Here is a 22184-nt window from a genome sequence, read left to right on the forward strand (position 1 = left end):
CTCTGAATGGAACAGGCATTCATGCGTCCCCCCCAACCGACCACGTCGTTGCCGCTTGGCTACCGCGCTCCGACAGCGACCGATGCGCAAGACTTTGCTCGACCGCTATAATTCGGTATGAAAGACGACCTGTATTGAACAGGCGATCGTGCGACCGGACCTGCAATTCGTCACCGCCCTCCACCCAGATGAGCCTTCCGCATGGCTAGCGTATCTGAATCGATTCATGTCGCGCAAACGCTCGACGGCCCTGTCGAAACGGTCTCGAAACCCAAGGTCGCTCTCCAACCTGCCCCTCAATTGGTGACGGGCAGCGGTGTCGGCCTGAGCGCTGAGACCGAGGCGGTGCTAACCGATCGGTTGCGTGCCGCCGGGCTGATCATGTTCGCTGGGTTGGCGATTTTCCTGGTTCGTCGTCTTTTCGCAATCAACACGATCGACACCCCACTGGAATGGGTTGCGTTGGGAATGCACGCGATCGCGACGGCGATCTGCGGAACGATTGGTTTCAGATTGTGCATGAAATGCCCCAAAGCCTTGGCACATGGCCGCCTAATCGAATTGCTGCTGTTCGGTTCGACCGCACTCTATTTTCTGGTGCTGGGTTATGCGTTTTTGCTGCACGGGGCACGAAACGGTTTCATCGCTCCCATCGCGCCGATGTGGATCATTTTGATCTTCACGTATGCGTTGCTGATTCCCAACACGTGGCAACGGGCCGCGATCGTCAACAGCATCTTTGCCACGATGGGCTTTGGCACCTGGTTCTACGTCTACCAAACCTGCCCCTTCTTCCATGCATTGACCGCAGGAAACCCGGAGATCCGCCCCGGCACGCTGGAGGTCGGGTTGATCCTTGGCATCGCCGCGATCACAGCGACGTGGGGCGTCTATACGATCGGTCGGCTGCGCCGCCAAGCGTTCGAAGCGCGGCAACTGGGGCAATACCGGCTAAAGCAAATGTTAGGATCTGGCGGAATGGGAGAGGTCTACTTGGCCGAGCACATGATGCTCAAGCGACCTTGCGCTATCAAACTGATCCGTCCTGAAAAAGCGGGCGATCAATTGGCGATCGAACGCTTTGAACGCGAGGTGCAACTGACCGCCCGGCTGACCCATTGGAACACCGTCGAGATCTTTGACTACGGTCACGCCGCCGACGGAACGTTTTATTACGTAATGGAGTACCTGCCCGGACTGACGATGGAGCAGGTGGTCAAGATGCACGGGCCGATGCCCGCGTCGCGAATCGCGTTCCTGTTGAGCCAGGTATGCGATGCGTTGGTCGAAGCCCATGGCGAATCGTTGGTACATCGCGATGTCAAACCGGCGAACATCTTCGTCGCGCATCGCGGAGGCGTTTCGGACGTCGCGAAACTGCTCGACTTTGGCTTGGTCAAACCGATGACAACCGCCAGCGACAGCATGGACCTGACTCGCGACGGTACGGTGACCGGTTCGCCGCTGTACCTCTCTCCCGAACAAGCCTTGGGGGACACGCCGGACCATCGATCGGATATCTATTCGCTTGGCGCGGTCGCCTATTTTCTGTTGACGGGGCAACCGCCATTCCAAGGTGGCACGCCGATGAAAATCTTGCTGGCCCAAGCGAACCAACAACCGGTCCCGCCGTCGGAAATTGTCGACGACGTGCCACCGGACCTGGAAGAGATCATCCTGCGATGCCTGCAAAAGGATCGCGGCGACCGCTTTGAGAACGTGCAAGAATTGGGCGACGCGCTGCGGCAGTGCAGTGTTGGTGAGACGTGGGACCGCGACCAGGCCAAGCGTTGGTGGCAATGCAACGGATGTCCCGACAAAAAGAAACTCGACGACGATGTCCTGAATTTGGTTTGCGTCTGAAGCCGGTCGCGTTGACGGCGGAGCATTGACGGACGATCGAACGTTTCGTCTATCGATTCGGTGCGGCGACGGTCACACTGGCGACCCACTGCGCAACCGTTTCGTTGGCCTGCCGAATTCCCGCGATCGCCAACGCGTCGGGGCGTTCTTGGGCATCGAGCAAACCGCGGCGTAACAATTTCCCGGGCAGATAGCCGCCGCACAAATGATACCCGATCACTTGAGGGATCGCAGTGAGCATCCGAACGGTCTGCGCGTAACCACCCCCATCGTGAAAGCGATCCGCTTGCGGTGGCCACTGGCCGTCGTGAGGCGTGCGATCGACGGCGTGATCCGCGACGAGAATCGGGCGGTCGAATAGTTCTGCCATCCGAGCCAACTGTCGATGAACGTTGCTCGCATCGCCGCTGCAATTGACGCTCAAGACATCGACGTGAGGAAGCGCAGCGCGCACGACTGTCGCCGACAGCGAACGACTTGCGTCATAGCGATCGCCCAAAATTAAGTGATGCGGATCGTAGCGGCGGATGGCCGAGCGAACGGTTTGATAATAGGCAGTCGCTTGCGCTGCAAGTTCGTTGGCTGCGGGAAATCGCCGACGATTCCAATCGGGACGCTCTGCCGACCAATAACCGATCAACAGAGGATCGTCCCGACGGGGCGCACAATGCTTGCGAGCAATCCGATCGCACCAACGGGCAAACGCTTCGCTGCGGTAATCGCTCGGCGGCGAATGCCCAGTCGCTGGATCGGGCTCGTCGAAAGGGACAAGATCGGCGTACGGCATCCCCAAAGCTCGCTGTTCGCCAATCGACAGACTGCGGCCGTAACGACGCCGGCCGTTTTCGATGGCAACCGGTTCGGCACTGTAACCGACGGTATTAAATCCCCAATCCAACAGATTCTTCCGCACGCTTTGGGCCAACCAACGCTGCACATCGCCCGCATAACGCTTCTGCAAGATGCGGGGAGCACCGCCGCGATCCAAACCGAGCGGATCGATATGATTCAGCCCAAGCGAAAACTGAGATCGACCATCGGGCTGCACGAACCACCAACGCTGATCGCGCCGATCGACGGTGAAGAATCCGCGTGGATCGGGCTGCGTTGTTTTAACCTCAGCCTCTGCAGCGATGCCAGCGATCGGCAGCCCCAAAGCCAACGCGACAGCCAACGGACGCCGAACGAAGTCGCGACGATTCAGAACGCTCATGCCAGGTGAACACCTTGCGATTGGGAACGACGTCTGGGGAGCTCCCAAGCGATCCCCGCGTCCTCCCATTCTACTTCCACGCCACGCGACTTCGAGCCTTCTGCAGACAACGTCAGCCGAATGGCTTACGAAACGGTATCGCCACGAGACTTTATCGCACTGGCGTTCTGGCGGCTGGAGACATGAGGCGTATCGATTCGATCCGCGCCGTTGCGACCAGCGCCTGCCGCCGGCGAACTGTTTTCGTCTTCGTCCCCCTGCGTTTCATCGGACGATGGAATGGGATCGTGGGGATTAACGCCTTGGGCGAACGCGATGAGATCTTCATCCCGAGGGCGGAACAATTTTCCCAACGGACTGACCAAAATCGCGGGCAGGAAAACCAGATCTCCCACCAACGCAGCGACCAACAACAGAAGCATCATGATCCCAAAGCTTTGCGTCGGCGTGAACGAACTCAAAGCAAACACGAACAGCCCCAGCCCCCCCAAGACCGTCGTCTGCGTCATGGCGGGACCGACGCGGCGATAGGCTTCCATCACCGATTCCCGGCGAGTCATGCCCTGTGCCAAGCCCTGTCGGAACCACTCCAAAAAGTGGATCGTATCGTCGACTGCAACGCCCATCGCGACGCTGGCGGTCATCATCTTGCCAAGATCCACAATCGAACCGGTATGCCCCAGGAAACCGAAGATCACGATCACGGGGAACAGATTCGGCAGCATCGAGACCGCCCCCGCGCCGATCCCGTAGAGGATGTTCGCGGGCTTCAGTTTTCCGAACCACGAACCTGGATTCAACAGCCCCGACATCACGATGCCGATCAACACAAACGCCAGGAATGTGCTTTCGACCAGACTGAACAAAAGGGTCCGCTGCGCCTTGTAAACCAAGGGGACAATGCCCGTGTAAACGACCTGCAACGGACCGGCGTTTTCGACGTCGGGGACCCCTTCGCGAAGGCTCGGCGCGCTGACGACCCATTGGACCGGACGCGCATCGACAACCGCGGGGGCATGTTCGTTGATGAATTCGACATCGAAATCGGCCTGGTCTTCAGCGATGACGACACAATCGGCTTTGGCAAAGTTTCGGGCCCAAACTTCCAGCTTGTTGGGACTGTCCTTCACCTTCTCCGGCGCGATCCAGACGACCTTTCGAATCTTACTTTCGTTGTGCAGCAGATCGTCTAGCGTCTTTTCAAAAATCAAACGTTGGTCGACCGCAGAGGTTTCGCTGCCGTCGTCCCGCAGGTCCGATTCATCATCGCTAGCCAACACATTTTCCCACGCTTGTTCGTCGGGGCGGTCGGCCCCCACGACAAACACGATCCCTTTATGTTCGTCGCCCAAACTCTCGAGCACCGATTCACGGAAGCGATAAGCTTGTAGGACCGGTTCGACCGCATCGCGGAGATTGCCGACAAATTGACCGTAATCGACGTCGCTGAGGGCACCGACTCGCAAACTGATTCGCCACAGCTCGCTATCCTTCCACGGCCCGTTGCGTTCGTGCTGAACGTAATCGCTGCCCAACAATTGAGTCTGGGCCGAAGCCAACGCGCTGTTAAACGCCAACCGCGTCGCATTGGTTGGCGAATTGGTTGGCTTGGGTAATTCGGGCATCAACGTCACGGCAGACATCGCATTTCCAACGACCCCGGTGCCATGTTCGCCAAACGCACTCTCGACAGCGCGTTGGATATGATCGACAGCCTGCAAACGTTCCAACTGAGATAGCGCCGTCGGTTCGGCCGGGTGCGCGTCGGTATCCAGTTCGCGCTGCATTCCAGGAGGCACGCGCAACACCAACTCCATTGGAACCAGTTTTCCGAAATGGCTCTCGATCCATCCATAATCGCGAATGATTCGCGACTCGCTTCCAAACAACTTCAACAACTGGACCGAGGTCTCAATTTTAGAAAGCCCCATCGCGGCACCAACGACCAACAACATGCAGGCGACACCAACGATCCGGAAGTGAGCGGTAACCCATCGCCCCACGGCAAGCCAAATTCGCGTCAACAAATCGGGATCGTTCTCCCCGCGGCGTTTCGTCGGTCGCGGCTTCTTCTCTGCCGCCGGTTCGGGGCGGAAGATATGTAGCGCTGCGGGAAGGTAGGCAAACAATAGAACCAAGGTGGCAACGACACCGATGGCTGAGTAAAAGCCGAACTTTTTGATCGGAATAATGTTGCTCGTGTTGAGGCTCAACAGACCGATCGCGGTTGTGATCGCGGCCAGCGTGCAGGGCATGAAGGCATGCGAGACAGCTCGTTCGGCAGCCCCTTCGACACCTCGCGCGGCGGTCTCTTCGCGATAGTAGTTGATGATATGGATCGCACCGGAGAGCCCCAAGATGTAGACCAACGATGGCATGCTCATCAGGATCGCGTCGATCTGTTCACCCGTCATCTGGACGAACGCCAAACTGCTGACCGCCGCCAACACGCCGACGACAAAGATCATCGATGTGATCTTAAAACTGCGGAAGGCCAGCATCGACAAGGACAGACCGATCAAGACGCAGTATCCGATCAAACGAATCAACGTGATCTGTCCCTCTTCATCGATCGAAACGTTATCGACCGGTGGACCTCCCATCCGCATCGCCGGTTCGACCAGCGAGGCGTGTCGTTCGGCATAATTGAACGGTGGCGGTACCGCCGATGGCGCAGCGGCAGCGTTGATGCCACTCTCCTCAGCCAGTTGCAACAACCGGCCGCGCGGCCCACCCAGCAAGCCGCGACCGACGACGTAGGGCAAATTGTCCAATGCGACCGGGGTCAACGTGACCAACACACAGCTCTGCCGCGGCGGCGGTTGGACTCCCATCGCGTCAAAAATGTCATACCAATGCTGGTCGCGAACGTCGGTCGGCGCGTTTTTCAGCTTGCTCAATTCGCCGCCAAAATGTTCGTCCACGATCTGCTTGATCGTCGTTGAACAGGTGTATTCCCATTGCTCGGGAAGCGAAGCCGCAGGGACCTGATCGGCAAATGCTTCGGCGGTCCATTCAAAATCGATCGGCACCGCGGGGGCGAACAGCGTTCCGGTCAAACGCTTCTCGGCCAACCGCTCTGCGATCACCTTCTTATCGTCCTTATTGATCGCCGCGACGGGCCACAAGGGACCATTCTCTTGCGCCAATTGCTCTGCGATCTCTGGACCGGTTTGGATCGTGCGAAACAACGCCGCCGTCAACAGATGCGGATCGTTGTAGTAGGGGTTCAGTTTGTCGGAATCGGGCTGTCCGGCCGTCTCGCCAAAAGAAGCGATAAATTGCCCCTCGACCGTCCCCCCACGAAGAAGCTTGCGGACCGAACGGATCAGCGCCGGCAACGGCCCCTCTTTTCCAGCCCACCGAAACAACCGGCCATCGGGCGTGATGTAGTACAGCGTCCCATCGGGGCTGTTGAGCCATTTTTCATTTCGGCCGCCCCAATTGGTCTGGAAGTCGTTGGGAGCCAACAACTGCAACTCTTCGGCAAGCTTCCGCGCCCGCTGCCAGTCCGGTGGGGCATCGCTCGGTTCAGCCCCTTCGGCTTCGCTGCGCAGCTTCTCGGTCAGCAGTTTCAGTTTTTGATCGTCGGCATCGCAGCCCGGCCAGGTCGCGATTACAAACCGTTCGCCCGAAAAATAATCGCCGAACCACTCCAGTTCCGTCGTCTCGGGGAAGTCCGATGGCAGCCAATCCTTGACGTTGTTGTTATTGCTCTGCAGGCTTTGCCGCGCTCCGCGAATTCCAATGGGAGCGAGGAAACAAACCACCAACAAAATCAGCAACGCATTGTTGATACCAAAAATCGAGCGGCGGGCTAGGAACGTTGGTTTCATGAACAGATATTCAGTAGAAACGGCAAGAGATCTCGGTCGAGCCGTTGGCCGTGCCCTCGATGAGATCGTTTGGTAACGCGCAATAATTAAACGCTACGAGATTAGTAGCATCGGGCAATTCGATCCATGCCAATTGCGTTACAGCGGAGTTCCGCCGACGCAAAATCGCGGAGCTTCCGGAGAGCATCAAACGCCAATCGATCGCTACCGCCCCCCTTCAACGGCAAGCATTGTACGCGATCGAAGCTTTAAACGTCAGGTGGCGACCGTTTTGCTGGACGACGAGCGTCCTCCCGCTCTACGCCACAATTCACAGATCTCGCCCAACAAACTGGTTCGAATCGTCTCTCGATACGGAGAATTGGCGGGCAATCCTTCCATCAATCGCCGGTGCGCTTCGGGTGCATCGTGATAAGGCAAGCTAGGGAAGAGATGATGCAAGGCGTGGTATCTTGTTCCGATGGGCCCCCACAATTCGGTAATCCAAGGGCGATGGGGATAATTCACCGTGTCGAGCAGCTGTTCTTCAAAGCTCATCACCCGGCCATCTCCCGTCCAGCGATGCGCTCCCAGCGTGCGGACCGCGTTGAGCGTCAACACCGCGACGCCCGTCAGATAGCCCCAGAACCACATGGGGCTGACCAGTTGTCCGGTCATGATCCAATCGCCAAACGTGAACCAAAGCAACCAGACGAAACAAAATGCCTCCTGGCGAACGACCAACCGCATCAATTCGGGCGACCCGTCGCGACGCTCATAAAAAGGATCGACGACGATCGTCGAAGCATGCCGATGGACCCAACGCCTAGCGGGCGGATAGACCCAACAGATTGGACTGACCACGAGAAAGCGGAGATAGGCAAGGATTGGTATCAACAGATTGTGGAGTAGAAATGCGACCAGATACCACCGCGACATGTGGGTTAACGGAAAATACTCACCATCCTCGTGGGTTCCGTAGCTCTTGCGTCGATGGTGATCCAAATGTGGCAGATAGACAAACGATGGGATCAGAAACGGCACGCCACAAAGAGAGTTCCACACCGGACGGAAGTAGGGCAGTTTGTCTCCGAAGTGCGCCAGTTCGTGGATGAACATGGCGCAACGCATATACAAAATGACACAAACCGGGAACAGAATCGCCTGGACCAAATAGGCACGACTCGGATCCTCCGGCAGGATCTCGTGCATATACCGCATCGTCATAAATAACGTGTGGGCAATTAAGATACAGGGCAAAAAATCAAGCCAATAAAGAATCGGCTTGGGCCGTCCCAGATCGCGTATTAAACGATGCCCTTCGGAGAACTTGAAGCTTGCCCCCTCCGTTTTGTTCCCCGTCGAATTGGCATCCAATACATCTTGTCGTGGAATCGAAGAAGTTGACATCGTCGGCACTCAACACAACCTAATCAGTGGCTAATAACTTCCATTTCGACCTGATTGTAGTTATCTGAACGGAAAAGTGCACCCAATCTAACTATTCGCTGCAAATTAGTTACAGCCGACGACAGTTCTTACGGTGAGAGAGGTTGCAAACCTGTCGTCCCACGCCAAAACAACTGCAAATACGTCCAGTGATTTTTACTTATACATCGACCGCGATGGTTGATGTCGACCGCAGATAGGGTCAGACAGGGCTAATCAGTGTTTGTGCTTAGCCAAATTCCCCGCCACGCGCTAGCAGCTTGTCGGTTTAATCAGCCGTTTGGGCGTTAGCCCCGGTTCCGCTGCCACTAAACCGGGGCTAACGCCCAAACGGCTAATGCAAGGAAGCGCGTTGTGACTAAACCGACAAGAGCTAGCACGGCGTTTCCCAAGGGAACCGGACGCTTAACGCGTGCCGGCTGATTCGTCAAACCAAAACAGTGATTTGCCCTGCCGGGTCACTCCGCAGGCTTTGGCTGCGGAGTTGTCTCCGGTGCGGTGCCTGGCGTTGCCTGGGTATCCGAAGCCTCGGTTTTCTCGATCACTCCAAACATGTGTCCACCATTCTCATCATGCGACCACGTGCCGGCGTAGCGTCCCTTGGATATGACGATCTTCGCAGAGAATGTTCCCATTGCTGGAATGGTAAAATCATCTAACGAGATCATCGGTGTTTCTCCCGCCCAAACGATCGGGATCGGCAACGGGACCTCGACATCTTTGTCACCGTATTTGATCCGCGCCGTGATCAAGTAGAGATCTCCGCCGGGAATCTTTTCCACCTTCTTGAGCGTGTACTCCTCTTTCGGCAGTTTGTCGTTTGGCTTGCCAATCACGGTGAACTGACCGACGAACTTTGAACCGCTTAGATAGGCCGCCAATTTTTGGTCGCGTTCGACAGATTCTTCGGCAACCAACGAACTGGAGACAACACCACACAAGATCAAGCAGACAAACAGCGTTCTCATCACACGAAGCTCCAGGAAGTCAAAGACACCGGCTACAGGTACATTCCTAAATAGCCTTCGGCAGCGTCACTTTCAGCTTGGATCTGTTCGATCCGCTGTTGAGTTTTGGATAGGTCGCCAGCTTGAATGTAGCGGTCGAATTCAACCACCAACGCATGACGCACCGATTCGGCCAACCAACGGACCACCGCTTCGTTCAACCAATCGCAAGTCTCCCCATCGGGCTGCACATCCAAGTGACAGCTCTTGGTCGCCGTGTCGGTCGAATTGGTGAACACGGTCCCTTCAAACTTGAATTGCACCATCCCGCGATTGACATCGTTGGTGAAATGGAACGTGCAGCGTGCGTTGTGAAGATAGTAGGTGTTCATCACCCCATGTTCTTGAATCGCTTGCTTGACCCGCAACACAAACGCTTCAAAGCGCGGCGACGCATCCAACGGAACGTCGACGCGTTGGACCGTTCGCAGCGGCAGACAATCGAATTCAATGTCGACCCAACGCTGCGGTGTTTCTTGTAAATCATCCATGTCGAACCTCCGTAACCTGGCGTTCCTAGCGCATCCCCAACGACAACCAACCCTGTTGTGCCGAGAACTCTTGAACGCGAATTCCGCTTTCGGGCAATTGTTTCACAGGCACCCGAATCGGTTTATCGAGCAATTGCTTTGGCAGCGATCGATCGAACACACGCTCCATCTTCTTGCGAGTCGCAATCTGCCCGATCGAAAGCCGTTGGGTGCCGGGGAAATCGATCTCGACTTCCCCCTGACGTTGTAACATATAACCCTGCCCGACAACAAACGTCGGCTCGTATTCGGCTCGCACCCGCAGCGGCATCCTCAACGATTGATCCCCTTGTTGAAACCGTGTCCCCCGCAGCCCGATCCAAATCTTCCCCTGCCGCGCTTCGAAGATGATGGGGCGTGTCCGCGAGAAAGTGATGATCGGCTCTTCCGCCTCTTCTTGATCGGGGTCGTCGGTTGCCGGCGCATCGAACTTCATTTCCGGTGCCAACGATTTGCCCAACTGTTGCAACTGCGCCCCCGTCATCGTGCGGCCGGCCAAGATCTGGGTCATCACATTGTTGATCAACGATTCATGAATCTGTATCGACAGGTCATGCGATCCGCTGATCCAGGGCGGCGGGACTGCCGCAGCCAGATCCTGTTCGCTCTTTTGACGCAGCGTTGCCAGCAGGTATCGGCTTTCAGATGACCATGTTCGCGGCGGTTCCTGAACTCCCAAGCGTCCCAACACCGCGACAAGATCGCGGGGGGGAGTCGATTTACCATCTCCCATCGGCGCCCCTTCGTCGGACTGGCGATCAAAGTTCTTCGCCACACGACGTTCCAACCGACGGCTCCCTTCGGCATTGGAAGCCCCTTTCTTCTCGTTCGCCTTTTTCATCGCAATCCGACGCACGATCTTCAGCGGGTGATTGACGCGTTGAATCGTCGATGACAGTTCCGCCGTGGCGATCGCTGGTTCCGACCGAATGCCCGCATCATCGAGGTTTAGCACCTTGGTCGCCGTGACATGGCCATATCCGATCGCATCGACGGTCACCGGTTTGCGGTAGCCGCGATTCTGACTCGACAGCTGACCTTGAAGAATTAATTGAATTTTGGCGACGCCTTCAGATGGCAACAAACGAGTCGTGACCGTGCCGCTGAGCGTCGCCCGGCCACGGATGAACGTCCCCAACAAACATTCGTTGATCGCTGTCGGCTCGCTGAACGGCCTCGACGCGATCCGCGAGATCAATCCACTTCCCACCCCAACGCGCAGATTGGGATGGTGAAATCGGGCTCGGATATCGGCGACCAATGCCGCCGCCTGCCTGGTTTCAATCAACAGCCGTGTCAGTTCATCTAACTGATAAAAGGCTTCCGCCTGGGTCGTTTCGTCGGAATCTCGCAACGCTTTGGAAACGTCAACCATCTGTGCGCGAACATATTCGATCGACCGCTCTGGATCTCGATGCCTCAGCATCGCGTCAAGCTGCCGGACCGCCGTTCGCAGCTGCGGAATTTGCGCTCGTTCCAAGCCAGGATAATTGATCGTCAACCGCAGCCGCATATCGCCCAAAACCTTGTCCAATTGGGCCAACGCCATCATCAATTTCCGCGTTTCATCCCGCGACTTCGCCGGCTGATTGCGTTCCCCCAGTTCGCCGATCGCTTCGGACAGTTCATCCATCTTCAAGTACCCCAGCCAAGCGGCGGCGTTGGCCCGATCGGTGCCAACATTCAACTCCTGTTGGACCGTGGCGATCGCCGCCTGAACCTCGCTGACAAACTCATCCAACGACGGAACCCTCGCGACATCCAACTGATCCGCCGCGGCGTCGATCCGGTCGGCAAAGTAGTTCAAGTTGGAAGGGGAAAGCTGAGCGCAACAGCAAGATGCATGAAGGAGCAGAGCGACAAAAACGACGACGGCGGAGAAGCGGCGATTCCCGCGTGAGCCTTGGTGCGTGATCAATGGTGTTCTTCACAGTTGCTTGGTGTATATCAATGCAGACTTTTACTAGGGTAAGACAGTTGCTCACCGAGTGCAATTCGGCAACCACTAGGTTTTCATGGGGTGTCCAATCGATCGATCTGCGACCTGAGATGGATACGGTGTCTGGGGGAGTTCTCAAGCTGTCGATTCTAGTTGCCCAATCTATCGACGGCATTGGCTTCTGCCCGCGGGAGCCAATTTTTCGTATGCTTTACAGGCCGCTGAGCCAACCGATCCGCATTTCGAATACTGCTGCCGCGGAGTTGGCGATGCCACCGAATCGGATCCTCCAACACCTTGTCAGTCCAGAGCGTCGATTTCATGAAAGTCTTTGTTACTCGTCAGATTCCAGCGGCCGGACTCGATCGCATTCGTAACGTTTGCGATTGTGAAGTTTGGCCCGATCGTTTGCCCCCCTCACGCGACCAATTGCTGGAAAAATCAGCCGGCTGCGACGGGGTGTTGTCGCTATTGAGCGATCGAATCGATGCCGAATTCTTCGATCACGTCGGCCCTCAATTGAAGGTCGTCAGCAATTTTGCTGTCGGATACAACAACATCGATGTCGCCGAAGCGGACCGACGCGGGATCGCGGTCGGCAATACCCCCGGGGTGTTGACCGACGCAACAGCCGATATCGCCGTCGGATTGTTGCTGGCCGCGGCGCGTTGCTTCCGGGAAGGGATCGACAACGTCACCCACGAGCAATGGAAAACTTGGGAACCGATGGGCTTCATCGGGCAAGATCTGGTTGGCAAAACGATCGGTATCGTCGGCATGGGGCGGATCGGCGCGGCGGTCGCTCGCCGGCTGCACTTCGGATGGGGCATGTCGGTGCTATACACCGCTCGTTCCGAGAAACCGGAAATCGACGATCAATTCAATGCTCGCCGCGTCGAATTCTCCACGCTGCTAGCCGAAAGCGATTTCGTGTCGATCCATACCGACCTGAATCCGCAAACCGAAAAGCTGTTCGGCGACGAAACGTTCGCACAGATGAAACCGACAAGCGTGTTGGTGAATACCGCCCGCGGAGGGATCGTCGATCAACAGGCCCTGCATCGCGCGTTGCAAGCCGGGACGATCTTCGCTGCCGGGTTGGACGTCACTGAACCGGAACCGCTTGCCGCCGATAGCCCCCTGCGGTCGATGGGAAATTGTGTGATCCTGCCACACATCGGCAGTGGGACCGTCGCCAGCCGAGACGCGATGGCCACGATCGCCGCCGACAATCTTCTGGCCGGCCTCAACGGCCAACCGCTACCACACCGCGTCGCCGCAAATTAGATCGGAAGCACCGATTTTCGCAGACGAGATGGGGATTTCTCGGTCGCAGCATTGCGACCAGAACCGAGGCGTAGATCACGAACCCCCGTGGCGCGAGCGAAGGTTTTTGCAAGCGTCGCGTGACTCCTTCGCGCGCCGCGGGTTCGTGAACGGTGTCGATCGATCCGGCCGAAAGCCGGATCGAATCACTGCCAAATCTTAGGGTTGAGGTCGCAGGCTGACGCGGGCATTGCCGCGGACGAATTCGACAGCTTTGTCCAAGACCAAATCGGTCTTGGTCGCTTGTTGGGCGACACCCTGCTGATCGACAACCGGTCGCATCGCGATCGTTTGCTCTTCGACAGGAATGTGAGGCGTTACGCCGCTGCCGCTGATCGGACGACCATTGGGCGAGAAGAACTTGGCGGTCGTCAAGCACAGCCCGGCGTGGGCACTCTTCATGCGGAAGATTCCCTGCACGGTCCCCTTACCATAGGTTCGGCTGCCGACGATCGTACCGCGACCGTGATCGTAGATCGCTGCCGCGAAAATCTCGCTGGCACTGGCACTGTCCTCGTCGACCAACACGACCAACGGAACACTCCAGGTACCCGATCGGTGTGCGACGTAGTCGAAGTTCTCGTTGCTGTTGCGACCGCGAGTTTGCACGATCCGCCCGTCGCTCAGGAAACGGTCGGCCAGATCGACTCCCGCCGTCAACAATCCGCCCGGATTTCCACGCAGATCCAAGATCAACGTCTGCATCCCCTCGCGGTGCAGTTGCCACAGGGCTTGGTCGATATCGCGAATCGTCGTCTTTTGAAAACTGGTCAACCGCAAGTATCCGATGCCGTCGGTCTTGTCTTGAATGTGGACGTTCTCGACGCTGGGCACTTCGACGCGGCGACGTTGAATTTGCAGCGTTCGTTGCGCCTGCCCGATGCTCTCGACAACCACGCTGACATAACTCCCTTCGCTGCCACGCAGCAGATCGGCTGCGTAGTCGGGAGTCACTTTGTTGGTCCAGTTGTCTTCGACAGCTACGATCGCATCGCCCGCTTTCAGGCCGACCTGTTCGGCCGGTCCGCCAGCGATCACGCTGACGATCCGCAAGCGATCGCTCTCTGCCTTCAATTCGACCCCCAAGCCGACGAAGTTACCTTCGATGTTGGCAAAGGTTTCGTCGAGTTGATTGCCAGTCAGGAATCGCGAGTAGGGATCCAACGTTGCGACAGCACCACAAACGTATTCCCAAACCGTGGCGACTGGCGACAATCCCAAGTGCTGCTTGGCAACGCCAGCGACAAACGAGGCGTTGGCTCGCAGATCGAATCGTGTTCCCTGCGGCCGATCTTGAACGTAGAATCGCACCGATTGGCGGAAGGCTTCGATCTTGTCAGCCGGTACGTTCGCCAGGTGCCGCTGGACAAACGAAGGTTCGATCAAAGCGACTTCTAAGGATGCGGTTCCGTGACGCAAGACTTCGGTCCACGCAGGGGCATCGACATAGTTCCGCTCGAGATTCTTGAGAATCTCGTCGTACATGTCCAACACCTGCGGCGAACTCATCGTGTCGACCGAACGCAGAAAACTGGTGTCTTGGTAACGCCGGCGCACATCGAAATGCATCCGGCTGATGGTCAATCGATCCTTGAACGCCTGTTGATCAGGATATAACCGAACGGCCGCTTCATAATGTCGGATCGCTTCGGGCCATTTGCCCACACGTTCCAAAGCGATGCCAGCATCATATTGAGCTGAGATCGGATCAACCGCAGTCCGGTTTGACGCAGACTGTGCAGAAGCGATCGATGGGCAAGCCAACAAGCAAGCCAGGATAGCGAGGGAGGGTCGCCAGCCCGTGTGTTCTCTTAACATGTAGATTCCATCGGAGCGCGGGAGGCAGCGGTGGGGAAGGTCACCACTGGTGGCCGCTGGAACTGGCATGCAGCTAGCAACCACGAGAATATAGGTCACGCATAGTGCCCGGTCAAAAAAAGTGGAGCAGTTTTGGGAAGAATTAACCGTTGCAAGTGGCATCAGCTGAATTTGATGATCCGAATGCAACAGTCGCACGGCTCAGGCGACTCTCGCCCGCAGGCGTTTAAGGAGTCGAATGGAGCCAAACTGTTCCGCTTCTTTCACACGCATCCCGCGAGAAAGAAGGTCGCTCGTTCCAGAGGAGCGAGCAACCGTTGGGCGTCGATCTATTTTTAGGAATCCGTCCCCTTGGGGTCAAGAAACTTGCTTCGCTATCGCTCCACCGAAGCTGAATATCTTTAGCCATTCCGATCAAAATCGCTATATCCGTCAAACCTTCTCTCCCGGCAGCCCTTTGCCCGCGGAATTTCCCACACGCGCCGACGCGACACGTCGCTGCAGTTGCACCCTTTCCCCCCGAACTACAGCGAATCTGTCCAAACATGACGGATTGGGTGTTTGATAGCATCCGATTTTGAGGGGGATAAACGGCAACTTGAGCTTTGAATCGTTCATCGGCACCATGCGTGAACGCCGATATCGCCTACTGGAGTTCTGCGCGTCGATCGCTGCCCGAGCTGCATTGACCTGTCAAATCCAGGAGGGATCCCCTGTGCTACATCGCTTTGCTTTAGTTCTATTGTCGCTAGCAATCGCTTGCTCGGAACTGCCGTATTGCCATGCCATCGAAACGATTCCCAATAATCTTTCGATTCGCTTGCAACCTGTCGCGGGGCGCGATTATCCCCCCGTCATCACAGCGCTTGCGATCAGCCCCGGTGGCGAATTGCTGGCCGCAGCCGGCGACGATCACGCGATCCGGCTGTTGTCTGGCAACGATTTTTCCGAACAACGGATCATCGGTCAGCACAGCGATTGGGTCCGCTCACTCGATTTCTCCCCCGACGGATCGACGTTGCTTTCGGCTGGCAACGACGGCCGAATCCAAGTCTGGCAACGCGAAAACCACTGGGAAAACCCTCGCGATATCGGCGGTGGACCGGCATTAGCCTGCGTTCGCTTCAACGACACCGGAAAACGGATCGCTGCGGTCGGCTTCGACCCACAAATTTTCCTGATGCAAGCCAAGTCGATCCCCGCTGCAAACTTGACCTGCAAGTGCCGCGATCTGCGGACTGCCCTGTTCACCGAGGTCGACGACATCCTGGCCGTCGGCGGTCGATCGGGCGAGATGCATTTCATCGACCCCGATACCGGCGCCACACTGGCAGAGATTTCTTTGCACGTCGGACGTTTGCGAGACAGCACGCTGGTTCGCGGAGCCAACATGATCGTGTCGGTCGGCGAAGACGGCCGCTGTGCGATCGTCGATACCGTGCAAATGAAGATGCTTCGCGAGGTCACGATCCCAGGTTGCAAGTTGTTGTCGGTCGCTGCGATCGATTCGCAACATGTCGCCGTCGGCGGTTCGGACAACTTGATTCGTGTTCTGAACGTCAACAGCGGTGAAGTCACAAAGAAGCTGACCGGTCATCAAGGGACCGTCGCGGTGCTCAAAGCAAACGTCGAGCACTTGATCTCGGGCAGCTACGACACCTCGATCCGGTTCTGGCGACTGTCGCAGATCCAACAACACGAGACGGTCGCTGGGATCCCTGGCATGGAATCGACAGACACAACTTCGACATTGGCAACGGAGCGATAACGGTGTTTCAACGAGCATTTAACATATTCAAGCGACCGAAAACTCAAGCCGTTGACGCCGTCCGACGAATTCGTTCGGTCGAGCGACTCGAAGCGCGATGCGTGATGGACGCCGCGGCGCTGCCAATCCATGTCGGTCTGGTCTATATCGAAACCGATTACCTGGAAACCAGTTTCGGCGACAATCAGGTCGACGAGGGGGATGACTCGCATCCCGATCAGTTCCAACTGTCGTTTGTGGGCGGTGCCGATGGGACGTCGTTGACCAAGCTGTCGATCGATCTGGATAAAGATGGCGATGGCTTGAGCGTTGGCGACGCGATCTTCGACACCAAAGCTGGCGGCCTCGGCAAAGCCGGCTACCACGACTTCAAAGTCGTCAGCCTGTTGTCGGCCAATCCCGCCGCATCGGTGTCGGCAACCGTTTCCGATGGCGGCATGCTGTTGGAGCTGGAGTTCAACAACTTCCAAGCGGGCGACAAGCTGATCTTCAGCCTCGATGTCGATGAAATCTTGAAGGTCAGCGATGATGTCGCCATCTTCAACAGTCGCTTGGACGTGATCAAATCGGGGCAGGAGTTCCACGATACGATCCTCACCGCAAGCTTCGAAGCGCCACACTATTTCGATGTCACCACGTCGGATATCTTCGTAAACGATTACGGTGATCCTCAAGCGATTTACGGTATCGATCTGCCGCCCGATGCGGGCAACGATGTCCGCAGCCACGCCGACCGGACCGCTGCCGCTTTGGTGACGCTGCAACAAGCGCCCAAACCGATCTCGATCGGCGGTACCGTCTATCTGGACAACGATCTGAACCTCGTTCAAAGCGCGTCGGAAAAGGGGATTCCCGGCGTCGAACTGCGGCTGTACATGCTGGATGAAACGAGCGGTCAGTTCCAGTACACCGGGCATTCGACGCAGACCGATGCCAACGGCGACTACCACTTCGGCACCGATCTCGATCTGATGCCGGGTACCTACCACATCGAAGAGACGCAGCCGACGGGATTGTTCAGCGTCGGCGCGGTTCCCGGTACCGTCGACAACAGCATTAGCGGAACCGTGCTCAATGCGGATGTCTTGACCGGCATCGAGATTCCATTGGGCGATCTGCACGCGGTCGACTACGATTTCGCCGAAGCCGATCCGGCGAAGATCAGCGGTTATGTCTACCGCGACGATAGCGACGACGGCATCAAAGATCCGGGCGAAATCGGTCTGGGCGGTGTCACCGTTCGGCTGATCCCCGTCGACACGATCGCTCCCGAAGAGATCGTCGAGACGACCACCGCCGCCGACGGTTCGTACAGCTTTACCGACCTGGCCCCAGGTCGCTACCGAGTCGTCGAAACCGTGATGCCTCACGATCTGTCCGACGGTTTGGATACCGCCGGTACCGTCGACGGGATCTTGGTCGGTATCGCGGTCAATCCCGGCGATGAGATCAACGCGATCGATCTACAAGGCGGTTCGGTCGGTATCGATTACAACTTCGGCGAACTGCCGCTTGGTTCATTGGCTGGAGCCGTCTACCTGGTCGCTCCCGGCGAAGATTGCTTTGGCCCGCACGACGAAAGCGGCGACATTCCACTTGAAGATGTTCGGATCGTCTTAGAGGATTCCGCGGGCAACTTTATCGCCGAGACGCGGACCAATTCACTGGGCGAATATGAATTCGATCGCCTGGTCAAAGGCAACTACCGAATCATCGAATACACGCCCGTGGGACTGCTCGAAGGCGCCGCACATGTGGGCATGATCGGTGGTCAGATGGTCGGCAGCATCGACGGCGGCAGCCGGATCACGACGATCACCCTCAGCGCTGGCGGTGAGGGAACGCATTACGATTTCTGCGAAGCCGCCCCCGCCAAAATTTCGGGCTACGTCTATCACGATCAATCGAACGACGGAATCCGCGATTCGGGAGAAGAGGCGATCCCTGGAGCTCTTGTCGAACTGATCGATTCGACCGGCGCTGTCGTCGCCTCGCGGCAGACCGACGCCAACGGATTCTACCAATTCGATAACCTTCTGCCGGGCGAATACACCCTGCGCGAAACGACTCCCGCCGGCTACCTCGACGGTCTCGACACAGCCGGAACCGTCGCGGGGTCAACCGTCGGCCGCGCCGACAATCCTGGCGACCGGATCCTCGCAATCAACCTGCGGCAGGGACAGGTCGGTGTCGAATACAACTTCGGCGAACTGAAGCCGGGGACGATCTCGGGGCGGATCCATGTCGACACCGATGGCGACTGCGAGATCGATCCCGACGAACTGCGTCTGGAAGGCGTTGTTGTCGAACTGTACGACGATGCCGGGAATTTCCTGACGCAGACGACGACGAACAGCCAAGGCGAATACGAGTTCATCAACCTCGCGCCGGGCAATTACACCGTCGTCGAAATCCAACCCGTCGGATATTACAACGGCGACCAACACGCGGGCACCACCGGCGGCGACGATTCGGTGACCGACCGAATCTCGCAGATCCCACTCAGCTCGGGGCAGGACTCGCAGTTCAACGACTTCTGCGAACTGCCACCAGGCACGATCTCCGGTTACGTTCACGTCGATACCGACGGCGATTGCATCCGCGATCCCGACGAACTGCGTCTGTCGGGCGTCACGATCGAACTGTACGACGAATCCGGTACGCTGATCGCAACGACAACCACCGACACGTTGGGGCGTTACGAATTCATCGATCTGGCCCCCGGTGAATACACCGTCGTCGAACTGCAACCGGCGGGATATTTTGACGGCGACCAACACGCCGGTACGACTGGCGGCGACGATTCGGTAGTCAATCGAATTTCGCGGATCCCATTGGCTGCGGGACAGGACAGCGAAGCAAACGACTTCTGCGAACTGCCACCTGGATCGATCTCCGGATACGTTCACGTCGACACCGATGGCGACTGCGTCCGCGATCCCGACGAACTGCGTCTGTCGGGCGTCACGATCGAACTGTACGACAACAACGGCACGCTGATCACGACGACGACCACCGATGTCAACGGTCGCTACGAATTCACCGACTTGGCTCCCGGCGACTACACCGTCGTCGAACTGCAACCGACCGGGTATTACGACGGCGACCAACACGCGGGCACGACTGGCGGCGACGATTCGGTGATCAATCGAATCTCGCAGATTCCGTTGGCAGCTGGACAGGACAGCGAATCGAACGACTTCTGCGAACTGCCCCCCGGTACGATCTCTGGCCGCGTGCATGTCGACAGCGACGGCGATTGCGTCCTCGATCCCGAGGAAGAACTGCTTGCGAACGTCGAGATGCAGTTGTACGACGCCAATGGCACGTTGATCGCAACCACGCTGACCAACACCAACGGCTTCTACGAATTCACCGACCTCGCGCCGGGCTCCTACTCGGTGATCCAGGTTCAACCGAACGGTTACTTTGACGGCGATCAGCACGCTGGTACAACCGGCGGCGATGACTCGGGGCTGAACAGCATTGTTTCGATCGGTCTGCTGGCCAACCAAAACTCGCTGAACAACGATTTCTGCGAACTGCCACCGGCGGTGATCAGCGGTTATGTCTTCCAGGACGGCGACGTGCGATTGCTTTCGCAAGTTCCGGAACCGGAGGATTTGCGAGGGATCTCCGACGGTCTTCGGACTGGCGACGATACGCCTTTGGCCGGCGTGACGCTGGAACTTCGCAACGTCTTGGGGCAAGCGTTCCTCGGCGAGAATGCACTGCCAGGGACCTACGCCGATGGGCCGATTCGCGTCGTTACCGATGCCAACGGCTTCTACGAATTCACCGGTCTACGAGCTGGTACGTACCACATCTACCAGATTCAACCCGATGGCTACATCGACGGCTTGGACACCGCGGGCAGCTTGGGCGGTTTCGCCGTCAACGCCGCCGACGTCCCCGAGGACTCGACAACGACGTTCCAGTTGCAGACGCTGGCGTTGGACAGTGCGACGAATCCGAACAACGATGGAATCATTTTGATCGACCTGCCCGTTGGTGGAGCGTCGGTCGAGAACAACTTCAGCGAAGTCTTGATCCGCGAGCAGCCTCCGGTTCCGCCGATCGAATGGGATCCGCCACCCGTTGAATTCACTCCGCCGCCGATTGAAACGTTCGCCAACGCCCCGCTGTTGATCAATTTTGCCGACGCGGTGGAGATCAATAATCCGATCTGGGCCAACGACGATCCCGGCGTGACGTGGCACTTGAGTGTCATCGATGGTGGCTTCCCACGCGGCGAAACTGCGTTCGAAAGCTCCGGTGGCAAGGTGATCCAAAACGCGGGCATCGTGTTGGACACCGCTGCTTGGAGTACCAATCTTCGCGACAAAGGCAACTGGTTGCTGATGGACCGCGATGGGAATGTGTTGTCCGAATCGTCGGCGATCACGCTCGGCGATGCCGATGCCATCCCGTTGGCTGGTGACTTCAACGGCGACGGCCGCGACGAACTGGCTCTCTTCATCGAGGGGAATTGGTTCATCGATGTCAACGGAAACGGCAAGTGGGACGGTAACGACCTGTGGGTCAAACTGGGAACCGAGATGGATCGTCCGGTCGTCGGCGACTGGGACGGTGACGGCAAAGACGATATCGGAATCTTCGGCCCCGAATGGGATCGCGATCCCGAAGCGATCGTCCGCGATCCCGGTTTGCCCGATCCCGACAACATTCGCCGCCTGCGCCCCAAGAACCAACCGCCGATGCAGCCCGAAGCGACCGACGGTATCCGCGTCTTGCAGCTTCGCGAACGGGGCCAACTGCGCAGCGACCTGATCGATCACGTCTTCCGATATGGCCACAACGCCGATACGCCACTGGTGGGCGATTGGAATGGCGATGGCATCGATACGATCGCTGTGTTCCGCGCCGGGCGTTGGATGTTGGACAGCGATGGCGACGGCCGTTGGACCACGCGGGACGAAACCGTTCAGTTTGGTGAACCTGGCGATCTCCCTGTTGTTGGCGATTGGAACGGCGACGGAATCGATCAGATCGGCGTTGTCCGTGGCGACACCTGGATCATCGACAGCAATTCCGATCGGCAGATGACCGCCGAAGATCAGCGTTTCGATCAGCCGCATTCGCCCAACGGCCAGCCCGTGGCAGGCGACTGGGACGGCGATGGCACCAGCGAAGCCGGCACCTACGAAACGCAGACCGATCCGATCGCTGAAGACAAAGCGGCGTAAACCACGGGACGAAATTGACTGGAGAAAGTGTCCGGCGAAAGCCTGACACTTCAACGCCTGGGAGACTGGGCCGCAATCGACGCCATGCCAAGCGACTCGTTGGAAACCACTGCAAAGTTCACCGAGCGCTAATTGCTTGCCACCGGACACGATGATGTCGGTGGAACGATGGTAAACGCAGATCCCGATATCCAAAGCGATCCAGCTGACGAAGCTGCCACCACCGGTTCGCTTCGTCAGCAGCACAGT

At 57.6% G+C, this 22184-nt stretch carries 11 protein-coding genes; 4 read left to right on the forward strand and 7 right to left on the reverse strand.

The window, feature by feature from the left end; all coding sequences use genetic code 11:
* The first annotated feature begins 201 nt into the window (after window positions 1–201).
* Window positions 202–1863 carry a serine/threonine protein kinase gene (locus EC9_RS17415; protein WP_145347180.1) on the forward strand — a complete coding sequence of 554 codons (1662 nt, stop codon included), beginning with the start codon at window positions 202–204 and terminating at the stop codon, window positions 1861–1863.
* Between the two features lie 49 nt (window positions 1864–1912).
* On the opposite strand, the gene EC9_RS17420 is transcribed toward EC9_RS17415, so the two are convergent.
* The 6 genes from EC9_RS17420 to EC9_RS17445 form a co-directional block, all read right to left on the reverse strand.
* Window positions 1913–3076, reverse strand: coding sequence for a hypothetical protein (locus EC9_RS17420; protein ID WP_145347182.1), 1164 nt, complete (start codon window positions 3074–3076; stop codon window positions 1913–1915).
* A gap of 125 nt (window positions 3077–3201) precedes the next feature.
* On the reverse strand, window positions 3202–6912 hold the full coding sequence (locus EC9_RS17425; protein WP_145347184.1) for an efflux RND transporter permease subunit: 3711 nt from the start codon (window positions 6910–6912) through the stop codon (window positions 3202–3204).
* A gap of 255 nt (window positions 6913–7167) precedes the next feature.
* Window positions 7168–8301, reverse strand: coding sequence for a fatty acid desaturase family protein (locus EC9_RS17430; protein WP_145347186.1), 1134 nt, complete (start codon window positions 8299–8301; stop codon window positions 7168–7170).
* Between the two features lie 497 nt (window positions 8302–8798).
* Window positions 8799–9308, reverse strand: coding sequence for a hypothetical protein (locus EC9_RS17435; protein WP_145347188.1), 510 nt, complete (start codon window positions 9306–9308; stop codon window positions 8799–8801).
* 32 nt (window positions 9309–9340) lie between these two features.
* Complete coding sequence (locus EC9_RS17440; RefSeq protein WP_145347190.1) at window positions 9341–9838, reverse strand: hypothetical protein; 498 nt, start codon at window positions 9836–9838, stop codon at window positions 9341–9343.
* A gap of 25 nt (window positions 9839–9863) precedes the next feature.
* Window positions 9864–11795 (reverse strand): hypothetical protein, encoded by a 1932-nt coding sequence (locus EC9_RS17445; RefSeq protein WP_145347192.1) that lies wholly within the window; start codon window positions 11793–11795, stop codon window positions 9864–9866.
* A gap of 342 nt (window positions 11796–12137) precedes the next feature.
* On the opposite strand from EC9_RS17445, the gene EC9_RS17450 reads away from it, so the two are divergent.
* Complete coding sequence (locus EC9_RS17450; RefSeq protein WP_145347194.1) at window positions 12138–13103, forward strand: 2-hydroxyacid dehydrogenase; 966 nt, start codon at window positions 12138–12140, stop codon at window positions 13101–13103.
* A gap of 198 nt (window positions 13104–13301) precedes the next feature.
* Here the strand turns inward: EC9_RS17450 and EC9_RS17455 are convergent, their stop codons facing one another.
* Window positions 13302–14960: a S41 family peptidase gene (locus tag EC9_RS17455; RefSeq protein WP_218934219.1), complete on the reverse strand. Its 1659-nt coding sequence runs from the start codon at window positions 14958–14960 to the stop codon at window positions 13302–13304.
* Window positions 14961–15675: 715 nt separating this feature from the next.
* Between EC9_RS17455 and EC9_RS17460 the strand changes: the two genes are divergently transcribed.
* Together EC9_RS17460 and EC9_RS17465 are read left to right on the forward strand one after the other, a co-directional pair.
* Window positions 15676–16728, forward strand: a complete 1053-nt coding sequence (locus tag EC9_RS17460) for a WD40 repeat domain-containing protein (protein WP_218934220.1) — start codon at window positions 15676–15678, stop codon at window positions 16726–16728.
* A 2-nt stretch (window positions 16729–16730) separates the two neighbouring features.
* On the forward strand, window positions 16731–21935 hold the full coding sequence (locus tag EC9_RS17465; protein ID WP_246105749.1) for an MSCRAMM family protein: 5205 nt from the start codon (window positions 16731–16733) through the stop codon (window positions 21933–21935).
* Window positions 21936–22184 lie beyond the last annotated feature (249 nt).

It is taken from the genome of Rosistilla ulvae, assembly GCF_007741475.1.
Lineage (GTDB): Bacteria > Planctomycetota > Planctomycetia > Pirellulales > Pirellulaceae > Rosistilla > Rosistilla ulvae.

Coding starts and splice junctions, on each gene's coding strand:
- EC9_RS17415 (WP_145347180.1), top strand. CDS start 202: ATGGCTAGCGTATCTGAATCGATTCATGTCGCGCAAACGCTCGACGGC.
- EC9_RS17420 (WP_145347182.1), bottom strand. CDS start 3,076: ATGAGCGTTCTGAATCGTCGCGACTTCGTTCGGCGTCCGTTGGCTGTC.
- EC9_RS17425 (WP_145347184.1), bottom strand. CDS start 6,912: ATGAAACCAACGTTCCTAGCCCGCCGCTCGATTTTTGGTATCAACAAT.
- EC9_RS17430 (WP_145347186.1), bottom strand. CDS start 8,301: ATGTCAACTTCTTCGATTCCACGACAAGATGTATTGGATGCCAATTCG.
- EC9_RS17435 (WP_145347188.1), bottom strand. CDS start 9,308: ATGAGAACGCTGTTTGTCTGCTTGATCTTGTGTGGTGTTGTCTCCAGT.
- EC9_RS17440 (WP_145347190.1), bottom strand. CDS start 9,838: ATGGATGATTTACAAGAAACACCGCAGCGTTGGGTCGACATTGAATTC.
- EC9_RS17450 (WP_145347194.1), top strand. CDS start 12,138: ATGAAAGTCTTTGTTACTCGTCAGATTCCAGCGGCCGGACTCGATCGC.
- EC9_RS17455 (WP_218934219.1), bottom strand. CDS start 14,960: ATGTTAAGAGAACACACGGGCTGGCGACCCTCCCTCGCTATCCTGGCT.